This window comes from Pelagovum pacificum, assembly GCF_016134045.1.
GTDB classification, from domain to species: domain Bacteria; phylum Pseudomonadota; class Alphaproteobacteria; order Rhodobacterales; family Rhodobacteraceae; genus Oceanicola; species Oceanicola pacificus_A.
Genome location: NZ_CP065915.1, coordinates 2,927,808 through 2,941,134, shown reverse-complemented (window position 1 = coordinate 2,941,134; position 13,327 = coordinate 2,927,808). Strand labels below are relative to the sequence as shown.

Annotated in this window: 12 protein-coding genes; all 12 read right to left on the bottom strand. The window is 66.0% G+C overall.

Annotation, left to right across the window (positions count from 1 at the left end; genetic code table 11):
- Window positions 1-4: 4 nt before the first annotated feature.
- Window positions 5-376, bottom strand: a complete 372-nt coding sequence (locus I8N54_RS14365; RefSeq protein ID WP_140197384.1) for a hypothetical protein — start codon at window positions 374-376, stop codon at window positions 5-7.
- Between the two features lie 2 nt (window positions 377-378).
- Window positions 379-1,701: an NAD(P)/FAD-dependent oxidoreductase gene (locus I8N54_RS14360; protein WP_140197385.1), complete on the bottom strand. Its 1,323-nt coding sequence runs from the start codon at window positions 1,699-1,701 to the stop codon at window positions 379-381.
- Window positions 1,698-3,656, bottom strand: coding sequence for an oxidoreductase (locus I8N54_RS14355; RefSeq protein ID WP_140197386.1), 1,959 nt, complete (start codon window positions 3,654-3,656; stop codon window positions 1,698-1,700). Before I8N54_RS14355 ends, I8N54_RS14360 begins: the two co-directional genes overlap by 4 nt.
- A 4-nt stretch (window positions 3,657-3,660) precedes the next feature.
- A complete protein-coding gene (locus tag I8N54_RS14350) occupies window positions 3,661-4,827 on the bottom strand; it encodes an NAD(P)/FAD-dependent oxidoreductase (protein WP_140197387.1) in 1,167 nt (388 codons plus the stop codon).
- Window positions 4,824-7,067 (bottom strand): GMC family oxidoreductase, encoded by a 2,244-nt coding sequence (locus I8N54_RS14345; RefSeq protein WP_140197388.1) that lies wholly within the window; start codon window positions 7,065-7,067, stop codon window positions 4,824-4,826. The genes I8N54_RS14350 and I8N54_RS14345 overlap by 4 nt, the downstream gene beginning before the upstream one ends.
- Entirely contained in the window at window positions 7,064-7,840 is a 777-nt protein-coding gene (locus I8N54_RS14340; RefSeq protein WP_269434077.1) for an amino acid ABC transporter ATP-binding protein, read from the bottom strand. The genes I8N54_RS14345 and I8N54_RS14340 overlap by 4 nt, the downstream gene beginning before the upstream one ends.
- Window positions 7,841-8,503, bottom strand: a complete 663-nt coding sequence (locus I8N54_RS14335; RefSeq protein WP_197097680.1) for an amino acid ABC transporter permease — start codon at window positions 8,501-8,503, stop codon at window positions 7,841-7,843.
- A gap of 4 nt (window positions 8,504-8,507) precedes the next feature.
- On the bottom strand, window positions 8,508-9,140 hold the full coding sequence (locus I8N54_RS14330; protein ID WP_140197390.1) for an amino acid ABC transporter permease: 633 nt from the start codon (window positions 9,138-9,140) through the stop codon (window positions 8,508-8,510).
- 39 nt (window positions 9,141-9,179) lie between these two features.
- A complete protein-coding gene (locus I8N54_RS14325) occupies window positions 9,180-10,061 on the bottom strand; it encodes a substrate-binding periplasmic protein (protein ID WP_140197391.1) in 882 nt (293 codons plus the stop codon).
- Between the two features lie 36 nt (window positions 10,062-10,097).
- Window positions 10,098-10,988, bottom strand: coding sequence for a tripartite tricarboxylate transporter substrate binding protein (locus I8N54_RS14320; protein ID WP_140197392.1), 891 nt, complete (start codon window positions 10,986-10,988; stop codon window positions 10,098-10,100).
- 204 nt (window positions 10,989-11,192) lie between these two features.
- Complete coding sequence (locus I8N54_RS14315; RefSeq protein ID WP_140197393.1) at window positions 11,193-11,927, bottom strand: GntR family transcriptional regulator; 735 nt, start codon at window positions 11,925-11,927, stop codon at window positions 11,193-11,195.
- Window positions 11,928-12,065: 138 nt separating this feature from the next.
- Window positions 12,066-13,082, bottom strand: a complete 1,017-nt coding sequence (locus I8N54_RS14310) for an Ldh family oxidoreductase (protein ID WP_140197394.1) — start codon at window positions 13,080-13,082, stop codon at window positions 12,066-12,068.
- Between the last annotated feature and the right edge of the window lie 245 nt (window positions 13,083-13,327).

Here is a 13,327-nt window from a genome sequence, read left to right as displayed (position 1 = left end):
CGGCCTACATGTCGCCCGCTTCTTTGGACGGGACCGAGCAGACCGCCACGACCAGCCCCGCTTCTCCGATCACGTGGCGGTATCGGTAGATTTTCGGGAGGTAGACGGCGTCCCCCTGCTTGAATTCGCGGGTCTCGCCGGTGTCCTCGACCGTCTGGGTCGACCAGCCGTGCAAGCAGTAAAGCACCACCTCGTGCAGGCCGTCACCTTCGACCATGACCTCGAAATGCGGCATGTAAGTCGTGATGTGGAACGACATCGGCGCGCCGTGCAGTTTCTGGGTGATCAGCCGGTGGCTGAATTCCTTGCCCTCGTGCACCCAAGTCAGGTCCACGTCTTCCTGGCGCGACCATTGAATCTTTCCGTTCTCGCTCATGTTCAGAGTTCCTTCTTGTCTTGATGTGTGGTGGCGCTGCGCCCGGCCTCGATCCGGTCGAGCAGGCTGCTCCAAGGCAGCCAAAGATGGGGCGCGAGGCCGTTGAGTTGCGGTAGCGGCAGCGGTCTCGGATCGGTGACCGGCAGGGCAAAGTCGGCCTCTGTCGTGCGACCGGTCATCAGGACCGCGATCTCTGCCCCGAGAGCAGAGGTCAGCGCCACGCCGCGTCCGTTGCAGCCGATTGCGCCGTACAGGCCGGGCCCGAACCGGACCATCCGCGGCAGCGCGTCGATCGTCGCCGCGATCGTTCCGGTCCAGGAGGCTGCGGCGCGCAGTGGCGGGAGGTCAGGACAGAACTGGCGGATGCGCGACAGGAAGCCTCGCCGGGCCCGCTCCATCCGGTTGCCGAATGGCACGACCATACCGCCGGTGATCAAGCGCCCGTCCTCGGACCATCGCAGCGCGAATGTGTGGCGGCGGGTGTCGGCCACCGGAGCCATCGCCGGCAGGATACGCGCCCGGACCTCGTCAGGCAGGACCTGTGTGGCGACCTGGAAGATCGTCACCGGAACGATCCCGTTTCGCATGGGGCGAGACAGGTTGCCGGTCATCGCGTTCGTGGCAAGCAAAACCTGCCGAGCCTCGACGGTGCCACCGGGCGTCGTCACGCGCCAACCCGCGCCGTCCTCGGTCAGCGCCGTCGCCGCAGATCCTGCATGGATCGTCGCGCCCGCCGCCTGCGCCGCGCGCGCAAGGCCCCGTGCATAGGCCAGCGGATTGATTTGGCCGCCAGACTTAACCCTCAGTCCGCCATGCAGCCCTGGAATCCCGGAAAGGGTCTGCATCTGGTCCCGGTCGAGGTAATCCGCATCGACGCCGGCCTCGAGAAGGGCCGGCAGGCGGCCTTTCAGCATCTTGTCCGCCGCCGCCGAGTGACCCGGCTGCAGCCAGCCGTTCTGCGCCCTGGGGACGTCCATGCCATGCTGTTCGATCAGGTCGAACACGGTCCGGCCGGACCCCGCGACCAGCCGCAGCAGCCGTTCGGCGTGTTCCTTCCCCATGAGACGCGTGACCTCGGCCGGCCCAAGGGCGCTCTTCAGCGAGGGCACGACGAAGCCGGTGTTGCGCCCGGATGCGCCGAAACCGGCCTCCTGCGCTTCCAGAAGGACGGTGTCGAGCCCCGCCTTGGCGGCATGAAGGGCGGTCGAGAGACCAAGGAATCCACCGCCGATAACGACGAGGTCGGCCTTGCGATCACCATCCAGCGGCGGGCATGCCGGCCCCGCCGGGGCGATCTGTTCCCAAAGAGAGCCGATTTCGCTCATGACGCGAGCCCGGCTTCGTGACCCTCAAGGATTGCTGCTTCTGCATCGCGCGGCGCGTAGGCGTCGCCGATTGTCCGGTTCGAGATCCCGGCCTCGGTCAGCGCGCTTCCGAGGTGTGTGTCAGGCAGGCCCGGTACAACGGCCACCACAGTGTCCGACGCAAGGCGCATCGTCTCGGTTCGGGTCATCAGGTTGTGCAACACGACCTCGTCTCCCTCCATCCGGATCGGCACCACGGTCGGAAAGAAGGTGACTCCGGCTGTCAGGCATTCACGTTGAAAATAAGTGAGGTTCTGGATCTCGAGGTTCTGACCGGCATGGAATGCCGGGGTGGAGAGCGAGACCTCGTGGCCCGATCGGGCAAGGCTCAGCGCGAGGGCAAGGCCCGGCGCACGATTCATCTCGTCGGCTATCAGCACGCGCCGGCCGATGCGGTCGCCCCCTTCGGACCAGTCCCGCACGGCCTCTTCGAGGGACAGCACCGTGTTTTCGCTTGCGCCGGGGAGTTTCCAGGCCCGGGGCCGCGCGCCGCTGGCGAGGATCACGTGATCGGCTCCAGCCTTGGCGAGGCCTTCGGCATCGGCGCGCCTGCCAAGGTGCAGCGTGCCGCCGGTAGCCTTCAGTTCTTCGACCTTGTGCTCGATCAGGCGGGACCATTCGCTGCGCCCGACCGGTCGGCGAGCGAGGTCGAGCATTCCGCCCGGAACCTCTGCAGCGTCGAGTACTGTCACGTCGTGTCCGCGCCGTGCCGCGACCAGCCCCGCTTCAAGCCCCGCCGGGCCTGCGCCGACGACAATCACGCGCCGTCGTGCCTGGGCCAGTGAAGGGGCAGCCATACGTGCCTCGCGCCCTGTCGCAGGTGTGCCGATGCAGCTGATCGCGCGCCCTCGGTATAGCCGGCCGAAACATGCCTGCTCACAAGCGATGCAGGGCGTGATGCGCCCGGCCGCGCCCTCGCGCGCTTTCCTGGGCAGATACGGATCGGCGATCAGGGCGCGCGCGAACCCCGCCATGTCGGCGTCCCCGCGCGCCAGCATGTCTTCGGCGAACTCTGCCGTGTGGATGCGGGTGCCGTGGATGACCGGGATGTCGAGCGACTCTTTCAACTGCCGCGATAGAGAGCGGAACGGCCCCGGCGGCAGACCCATCGGAGGTTCGTGCAGCATGTTCGAGACGAGGTTGCCATCCGTCCCGGCACTGACATCGACATAGTCGAGTGCGCCCGCGGCGACGAGCCGAGGCACGATGCGTGCCATGTCGACGCCAGTCAGGCCACCGGGCACGAGCTCGTCCCCCGAACAGCGGATGCCCAGCGGGACATCGGGACCGATCCGTCGCCGTACGGCCGAGAGGATCTCGGCGGCAAAGCGGCTCCGGTTTTCCTCGGACCCGCCGTAGGCGTCGGTCCGGTGGTTCGTGAGTGGTGACAGGAACTGCTGAACGAGAAGCCCGTGCCCGCAATGAACCTCGATTCCGTCCAGCCCGGCCTCGACGCAGCGCGCGGCCGCGTCGGCATGTGCGGTGACCACCTCGGCGATTTCCTGAACGGTCATCTCGTGCGCGACTTCGCCGTACTTTGCCTCGTAGTCGGCAGACGCTGACCAGAGCGGCACCGGCCGCGCGGATGTCGCGAACCCCATGTGCGACAGGTAGCCGAAGACCTTCGTGCCATGCTGCTGAACGCGCGTCGCCAATCGCGAGAGGCCGGGAATGATCGCGTCGTCGTAGTTGCAAAGCAGCCCTGTAATCCCGGGAGACGAAGGGTGCACCTGCTGCGATCCGAGCATGATCAGCCCGACCTCGCCCTTCGCCCGTTCCTCGTAATAGTCGATCATCTGGTCGTTCGGGGTGCCGTCCGTCGGCATCCCGGTGCCGTGGCCGGTCAGGCAGACCCGGTTTCGGATCTCGCATCCGCCAAGAGTGATCGGGCTCAGGAGGGTGGGGAAGTCGGGCATCTGGTCAGGCCGTCTGCAAGATTGATTCGTTTTGGAACGTGGAAACTGCCGCTGGGCCCGGTCCGGGTCGCGCGGGGCTGAAAGGGGCCAGAAGCGGCTCGTCGCGGTCCCCGGTGATGTCGCCGGCGATCAGCTCTCCGATTGCGGGGCTGATCTGGAAACCGTGGTTCGAGAAGCCGAATGCCAGGTAGAGCCCCGGCGGGCCGTGCCGCCCGATGAAGGGGTTGCCATCTATCGACTGCGCTTCGGTACCGGCCCAAGCATGGGCGATCCGGTGTCTCGACAATCGTGGCAGGAGCGCTGCCGCGCCGGCCCACTGGGCGGCGACGTGGGCATCCAGCGGTTCGGTCTCGAGGCCGCGCCCCGTCGGTCGTCCGAACCAGCGCCCGCCCAGCATGTACGCGCCCGAGCGGACTTGTTTCAGCGACAGGTTGCGGCCGACAGCGGTGACAGTCGGAGCGAGACGCCCGGCAGAGTCGATGTCCGAGAGGACCATCTGCAGCCCGCGCGCACGCACCGGCAGCTGCAGGCCCAGCGGTTCGATCAGCTTGGCCGACCAGGCGCCGCAGGCGACGACCGTGACCGGCGCCCGGAGGGCAGGCCCGCCCTTGATATCTACCCCGACAACGCGTTCGCCCTCGGTCACGAGACTGGCGAGCTGGCCGAAATGGCGCTCGACGCCCAATTCACCGAGCGCACGGGACAGCGCCTCCGCAACGCGGCCGGGATGGGCCTGACCATCGCCGGGGGTAAAGGCGCCGGCGGCCATACCGGGCGCCAGAATCGGCGCGATCTCGGCGATCTGTCGGCCGTTCAGCCGTTCGATCGCGATATTCTTGGAACTGTCCGCGGCGATCCTCGCCTCAATGTCCGGCACCTGGTCCTCGGTCTCGGCGAGGTGGAGGTGCCCACCGAACGAGATCTCGAGCTCGGCACCCAGTCTGTCTGACATCGTGGCCCAAAGCTCGGACGCGCGCAGGGTGACGGGCCGGTCCGCGTCGTGCCGCCCCTGCGACCGCAGTCCACCGGCACTGGCCCAGCTGGCAGAGGGACGCGCGGCGGGCCCGGCCGGGTCCGCTACGGCGACCGCGGCCCCCTGCTGCGCAAGGTTCCAAGCGATGAAACCTCCGATCACGCCGGCGCCCAGAACGATAACGTCGTGCTGGGTCATGTCGTCTCCTCCATGCGGTGCTTGGCGAGGTCCTCGACGATCGCATCAGCTGCGCGCAACGACAGCGCCAGAATGGTCAGCGCAGGGTTAACCGGCGGCAGCGACACGAAGGACGACCCGCCGACGACCGTGAGGCCCGGCGTGTCGTGAACCCGCCCGAATCCGTCGGTGACCGAGCCGTCTGCGGTGTGACCCATCCGCGTTCCGCCGGTGTCGTGGGTCGAGATTGGCCCGGTCAGCGCCGGACGGCGCCAGGTCCGGGTCGCTCCCATCTTGGTCGCGATTTCTTCCGCGCGGTCCTGCAGCCACGGGATCATTTTCTTCTCGTTCTCGCCGATGTCGAAGGTGATCCTGACCACGGGACGGCCAAGGTCGTCGGTCCGAGTGTCGTCCAGATCCAGTCGATTGTTGTCGCTTGGCAGGATCTCCGGGTCGATGAAAAGCATGGAGATCGAGTTGTAGTTTCTGGTGAAGAACTCGCGCCACGCGCGGCCCCAGCGGGGCACGTCCGGAGGCAGGACGGCCGAGGCCTCGATCGGCAGGAACTGATTGAACACAGCGATCCGACCGCCCCGGATGAAGTCGAGGTCGCCGTGGTCGAAGTGATCGCACGACAGATCCGCGATCGCCTGCGCCTGGGCCGTCGGTCCGATGAAGCGGTTGATCGGTGTGCCCTCGAACTGTGCGAAGACCGACGGCTGCTGGCGGGTCATGTAATAGCGTCCGACCTGGCCGCGGTTGTTGCCAAGTCCGTCCGGATGCTCTGCGTCCCGCGACAGCAGCAGCAGGCGCACGTTCTCGAAAGCATAGGTCGCAAGGATCACCTGCTGGCCGCGCTGGATATGGTCCTGCCCCCGGGCATCAAGGTAGCGGGCGCCGATGGCCCGGCCGTTCTCGGTGACGATCTCGGTCACCCGGGCGCCGGTCACGATAGTCAGCAGGCCGGAGGCCATCGCCTCGGGCAGGACCGTGTTCTGGGCCGAGGCCTTGGCGTCGACGTGACAGCCGAAACGCGAGCAGAAGCTGCAGTAGGTGCAGGCATGCCGCCCCTTGTAGGGCGCGGTGAGGATAGCGGCCGGCAGCGGAAACGGATGATAGCCGAGCCCCTCGGCGGCCTCCGCGAACTTCGCCCCGAGACCCGAACGCCGAAGCGCCGGCATGTCGTAGGGTTTCGAGCGTGGCCCCTCGAACGGGTTGCCCCGGTTGCGTCCCGCGTCGCGGCTGCCCCCGGCATGGCCACTGACGCCCAAGAGGTCCTCCGCCGCGTCGTAGTAGGGCGCGAGGTCGGCATAGGACAGTGGCCAGTCGGCCAGCGCGGCGCCCTCGGGGATCCGGTCTTCGCCGTAGCGGGCGACGGTTTTCGAGCGGACCTCGAAATCATCTTCGTAAAAGCGCATCGCCACGGCGCCCCAGGCGACGGAGTTGCCGCCGAGGCGGGTCTCGAGCCCTTGGCTCATCGAGGCGGGACGCGCTGGCGTGTCCGGCGATAGCCGCCAGGTCGGGACCTCGGAGTTGAACTTCTCGGCGCCGCCCTCATTGCGGAATGCGGTCGCCGAAAGCTCGTCCATCGCGTGTTCGCGGCCGTGCCGGGGCGAACCGGCTTCGAGGATGACGACCTTCAGGCCCGACTTCACCAGCCGATGCGCCATGAAGCTGCCAGTGAAGCCGCCGCCGATGATGACGACGTCGGCCTCCTCGATCGGCGCTCCGGCCGGTTGTGTCGGTGGTGCAGAGTCGAGCCGGGCGTCCCGCGACAGTTCGGCCATCGGCTGCGGCTTGCGTGTCACCGGCCGGCCGAACGTCTGTTCCGCCTCGGTGTAGCCGAATTGGGCGCCGGGAAAGCCGATTTCGTCCCAGCCGGCCATCCCGTGATTGCCGCCGTGGGCCGGGTCAGAAAACAGCCCTTCACGCAGGTGCCGCCAGACCAAGTCGAAGGCGCTGTGTCCGTCGGGTGTTGGCAGTCCTGGAAGCTCGTCCGCCTCGAGCAGTGCGATCAGCCGGTCCTTCTCGGCCGCGGGCAGCTCCGCGAAATTGCCACTCGCGCTCTGGTCGAGCGCAGCGAGGGTCTGGCGATACAGCGGCGCATGCCTCGCGTAGGCATCGCCGAGCGCCGACTCGACATAGGCGACCGTGCCGATCTGCGCGGCCGTTGTCTCGGTCGGGTCCGACGTGGGGAAAAGGCGATCGTGCAGCGCCTCGAGCGTGCGACGCTCGTCCGGGGTCAGGATGGCACCGGTCATGTCCGCACTCGCAGAAGGCGGCTGAGGAAAGCCTGCGTTCGGGGGTGCTCGGGCGAGTCGAGAACCTGGCCCGGCGAGCCGCTTTCCACGATCTTGCCCTGGTCGAAAAAGACGATCCGGTCGGCGGCGTCACGCGCAAAGTCCATCTCGTGAGTCACGACCATCATGGTCATTCCTTTCTTCACCAGCCGTTCCATGACCCGCAGCACCTCGCCCACCAGCTCGGGGTCGAGTGCGGAGGTCGGTTCGTCGAACAGCATCACCTTGGGTTCCATGCACAGTGCCCGCGCGATCGCGACGCGCTGCTGCTGACCGCCTGAGAGCTCGGAAGGAAAGGCATCCTCGCGCCCTTCCAGCCCAACCTCTGCCAGCAGATTGGAGGCGCGCTCGCGCGCTTCTGCGCGGGACAGGCCGCGAACGGCCATCGGGGCCTCGATCAGGTTTTGCATCACGCTGAAATGCGGGAAGAGATTGAAATGCTGGAACACCATCCCGATGTCAGCGCGCTGGAGTCGCAGGTCGCGCTCGCTCGCGCGGTGCGGGCCGTTGCGGCCTTCGGTCCAGCCGATCCGCTTGCCGTCGACCAGGACTTCGCCCGACTCGGTCGGCTCCAGCTGGTTAATGCAGCGCAAAAGTGTCGACTTGCCCGACCCGGACGCGCCGATCACGGCACAGACTCGCCCCTCGGGAACGTCTATCGAGACATCGTCCAGCGCGGTGAAGTCGCCGAACCGTTTCACGAGATTGCGGGCGGAGATCATCTGTTGGGGCATTCACAAAGCCATTCTATAGCGACGCCGGAAGTGCCGCTCGGCCAGGATCTGGACGATGGCGAGCACCCCGTTGATGGCGAGGTAGAGCGCCCCTGCGATCACCACGAAGGCATAGGGCTGGTACGTGATCGAAGAGGCTCTCGTCGCCTCGGCCGTCAGGTCCGAGACCGAAACGAGCGACGCCAGCGACGTGCCTTTCACCATGATGATCGCGCGGGTCATGTAGGGTGGGATCGTCAGCGGCAGGGCGATCGGCAGCAGGATGCGCCGGATCGTGTGGGTGCGGGACAGGCCGATCGCGGCGGCGGCGGTCAGCGGCCCCTGTGGCACGGCGGCCAGGCCGCCGCGGATATCCTCGCTCATGTAGGCCGCGCCCATCGCGATCAGCCCGATCGCTGCCGCTGTGAGCGGCTGAAACCGGACGCCCAGTTGCGGTGAGCCGTAGAACACGAGGTACAGCACGATCAGTGCTGGCAGTAGCCGGACAAGGTTCACGAAGATGCCCAGCACTACCGACAGCCAACGCGGCCCAAGGTGGCGCGCCAGCGCAATTGCCAATGCGATCGGCGTTGCAGCGCCCAGCGTCAGCACCGACAGCCAGATGGTCGTGACGAAGCCCTCCCAGAGGTCGGGCAGATAGGGTTCTATGATCGACCATGTCATCGGATCATCCCCGTCCACGGCGACGCGCGGACCAGCGCTCGCCCATGATCTGAAGCACAACGAGAAGGCCATCCATCACCGCGTAGATTGCCGCGGCGACGATCAGCACCTCGAGGGGACGGTAGTTGACGACGAAGACCTTTCGCGCGGCGGAGGTCAGTTCGGGCACTGCGACGGCGGCGGCCAGCGCTGTGCCCTTCAGCACTTCGGTTGCATGCGAGATGTAAGGCGGCAGCGCGGCGGGGATGGTCTGCGGCAGGATGATACGGATCAGCGTCCGCCCGGGCGACAGCCCGAGAGCCGCGGCGGCCTGCCATTGTCCCGGCGGCACGCTCCGCAAACCCGAGGCGAACGCCTCTGCGAAATAGAAGGAGGTGTAGGCGGTCATCGCGAGGATCGCGGCCGCCATCGGATCCAGGGTCAGGCCGAGGATTGGCAGACCGAAGAACGAGAAGAACAACAAGAGGAGCGGGGGAATGCCCCGGAAGATCCAGCTCAGTCCCGCGACCGTGCCCCGGACCGTTGCCGAGGGCGCGCTGCGAAGCAGGGCGAGCACGACACCGAGTGGAGTCGCGAGCAGAAGCGCTGCACCCGTCAGTTGCAGCGTCACCAGCGCCCCCTTGAGGAGCGCTGGCATCGCCTGTGGTATGGAACTGAAGTCCAAGGCCGACGTCGATCAGTAGCCGATGCGGTTCAGGAGATCGACTTCCGCGGTCGACGTTGCGTACTTGCCGATCAATTCCGATAGCGTCCCGTCCGCGCGGTAGTTGCCGAGCAGCGTGTTTACCGCGACCAGCAGGTCCGGCTCGTTCGGGTTGACGCACAGCGACTGCGGAAACACCTCGAGCGCGGGGCCCACCAGCACAAGGTCTTCGGCCATCGGCGAATCCTCCATCACGCTCAGCGCGTTCGACAGGTTCATCACGATGACTTCAGCCTGGCCGTTCATAAGGCCGAGCAGGGATTCCTGAAGGCCCGGAAAGTCGACCGCCTCGGCGTCGGGCAGGGCTTCCTGCGCGCCTTCGAAGTAGATCTCGCCGCGCACGCCGCCGATCGTGCCCGAGGCGACGTCGTCGAAGCTGGTCAGCCCGGTGTCGGAGGTCGTGATCCCCACGGTGGCGTTCAGACCGGTGGGCGAGGTCATCAGGAACTGATCGGAACCGAGACGCTCGGGGTTCCAGCTGGCGCCATCACAGGCCAGGTCGAACCGGTTGGCGGCGAGGCCGGGCAGAATGCCGGCCCAGTCCAACTGGACGAATTCGATCTCGAGACCCAGGTCTTCGGCCAACTTCTCGAACAGCTCGACGTAGGAACCGGTCAGCTCGCCGGAGTTCGGATCAACGAAGGTCCGCGGCGGGGACGACCCGGTCGTGCCGACTGTGAGGACCCCGTCCTCGATCAGGTTCTGCAAGGGCCAGGGGTCCGGGTAGTTGGTGACCGGCTGCGGTGCGCCTATCGCCTCTTCGAACGCGGAGCTGGCGTCATCCTGCGCCTGCAATGGTGCCGCGAGCAGTGCCGCGGTCGCGGCCGCGGTCGTCATCAGTATGGTCTTCGACATTCCGTAGGTTCCTTCTCTCAGGGTCCGGGGGTGGCGTCAGGTATTCGGGAGCAGTCCGGCGAGACCGAGGTGCCGCTCGTACCAATCCCACTCTGCTTCCAGGAAATCGCGAAATGGCTCTCCGGGAAGCCAGGCGTCCTCCTGGCCGTTGCGCGTCAGGTAGTCGCGCCAGGCCGCGCTATCGCGAAGGGTCGCGAAGTGTTCGTGCCAGTCGGCCTGCGCCTCTTCGCTTAGGCCGCCGGGCGCCATCAGGCCGCGCCACAGCTGGAACGTCACCGGGACGCCGGCCTCGGCAAGTGTCGGTGTGTTCGGAAAGGCCGGGCGGCGGTTCTCATCGAAGACTGCGAGGACCTTCATCGTGCCGGCCTCGACGTGGGGGAGTATCTCGGCGGCGACGCCGACACCCCAGTCGATGCGACCTTCGATCATCGCGTTCCAGACGGCCGGTTCGCTCTCGGTGACGATAAACTCAACATCGGCCTTTGTCTGGTCGGCTATGGCCAGGGAGAGAAGGTGGTTGATCCCGCCGAGAAAATAGCCGCCCGTGCGGGTGGTATTCGCCCTGATATGATCAAGGAAGGCACCGATGTCGTCCCAACCCGAATCGGTGCGGACGACCAGAAAGAAGCGATCGGCGACCAGCCGTGCGATAGGGGTCAGGTCGCGGTGCGTCAGCTCCATGCCCCGCAGAAGTGGCGCTTGGATGAAGACCGGGGTGCAGGTCGAGATAAGGTCGGTCTGACCTGTCTTGGTGGCCATGAACTCCATGCTGTCAACGCCCGGATCGTCCCCCATCGGGCGCAATGACAGCGGTGGATGCTCTGGCAGGACTTCGGCCTGAGCACGTCGCAGGGCGTCGGCCATCACGGGCGGAGCGCTGCCGGGAGGGCCATGGACGATCAGGGTTGCTTCAGTTTTCAGGGTCATGGGAACAGTCAGATATCTCGTGTGTAGTTGCTGTAATGTTGTAATTGATATTTCACGCTGTCAATCATGCTAATATTCGTGGGGTGGGTAAATTACTGGCAGTTCGGCGTGGGCGTGAGTGCTCTAACAGCACCCTGAAAAGCAAAAGGGCCCCGGCTTGCTCAGCCGGGGCCCTAGTCTGGTCGTTGCCGTGAGGCGGCGATGTCAGATGCCGATCTTGCCCATCTGGTGCGACGTCGCGAGCGACTGGAACAGCCCCTGTCGCGTGGCATTGTTGTGCCTGACCATCAATTCGTGCGCGGCCTGCCGGTCGCGACGGGCCAGCGCCTCGACGATCTCGAGATGCTCGGTGTTGGTTTCGCTGTTCACGTCCCGCAGCTGCGCACCGAGATAGAAGAAACGCTCAAGCTCGGACATCTGGCGGGTGAGAAAGGACATCAGCCGTTCGTTGCGCGCGGCATGTGCGATGCCGAGGTGGAATTCCCGGTTCGCGGCGATGAAGGCCTCAATCGTCGGCTCGGCATCCTGGTCGTAATCGGTGGTCGCCAGCGCGCGCAGCTCGTCCAGCTCGTCATCGGTGATCCGGTCACAGGCGAGTTCTGCCGCGCCGGCCTCGAGGATGGTGCGCAGATCGAACAGCTCGTTCATGTCGCCAAAAGTGATCGGTGCGATCTGGTAGCCACGGCGGGGGAAGGTCCGCACCAGCCGCTCCTGCCGCAGCGTGGCAAGCGCTTCGCGCACCGGGGTCTTCGAGACCTGAAACTGTTCGGCGAGCTCGGCCTCGATGATTTCCTGTCCCGGCTCAAGTCGACAGGACAGGATGTCCGAGCGCAGCTTCTGGTAGACTGTTTCGGTCAGCGACGGGTTGCGGGCAGGTCGGTTGCCCGTCTTGCGGGCCGCCGCGGCGCCGGTCTGTCGTTTTGTCCCACTGTCACTCATGATGAACCCGTCGATTGCCTTGGCGTCCCGCGCCACGTCTATCCGATAGATATATCAGCAATTCGAGGCAAGACTCCACCCGTTTGAACGACTTGCGTCAGATGCCGTCACTTGGCCTGTGGCAAAGGCGTTGAAGTGCTAGCTGCCCCGGCGGCCGTCTTCGAGGGCCAGGAGGCTTAACCATGTCTCGTCGGTCAACGGAATGCCGTGCGCCGCTGCCGTCGCGCGGGCGTCATGCCTTTTCTGTCCCGGCAGTCGGCTGATGCCTGCATCCTCCATCAGATGAACGAGGTCCGCGGCGCGCTGTGCAAACGAGCCGCCTGCAGAATGGCGGCTATCAATCGCTATCACCGTCAGACCCGTGATCGACGGAAACACCCCCTCGTGAGAGCTCGATCCGGTCTCGAGAGATAGTGCCCCGCCGCCGAGCCCGGCACACAGAAGCTCGACCATCATGCTGATCGCCGCGCCCTTGTGGCCGCCGAACGGCAACAGTGCGCCGCCGTCGAGGATCACCTGAGGATCGGTGGTCGGCAGGCCATCCCGCCCGGTGCCTGTCTCCTCTGGCACGGCCCGTCCGTCTCGCGCGGCCAGCTGGATGTCGCCATGCGACATCGCTGTCGTCGCCATGTCGAAGGTGATCGGCGGCCCGTCCGCCCGTGGTGCCGAAAAGCCGAAGGGATTTGTTCCGAACACCGGGCTCTTCGCCCCGAACGGAAGCGAGCAAGCAAAGCAATTGACGGCTGCCAACGCGATCATCCCCTCTTCCGCCAGCGGCTCCACGTCCGGCCAAAGCGCGCTGGTGTGATGCGCGTTCCGGATCGCAAGCACCGCGATGCCGGTGTCGCGCACCTTCTGGACAAAGCGCGGTCGCAGGGCCTCGAAGACCGGCTGGGCAAAGCCGCCCTTCGCATCGGCGCGCAGCACGCCCGGGGCAGGGTCTTCTACCTCGTGGCGAAGCTCTCCATGGACGTCGCCGGCGGCCAGAGTGCGTGCGATGCCGGGGATGCGGAACACACCGTGACTGATTGCGCCGTCCCGCTCACAGGCGGCGCAGCGTTGGGCCAGCACCTCCGCCACGCCAGGTGCAGCGCCGTGAGCCGCCAGGATCCGGGTAAGAAGGCCTGTCAGCTCGTCTATCGTAAGGTGTTTCATGCCCGCTATTCCGCCCTTGGTGCCTCAAAGCGCTTTGAGAGCAGAGTATGCCGCGGGAACCAATACCGACCCGATCAGAACTTACTGGATCGAGCCGATCCCGAGCTCGAGCACCGCTGTGCCCGGACCATGAGACACCTTTCCGAAGACGTACTCCGGGAGGAGTGTTGAGGAAATTCGAAGCAAACTCGACAGTCGGTCTTGTGGCGCCAGTCAAATCATCCATATACCATCCATGTGGATGG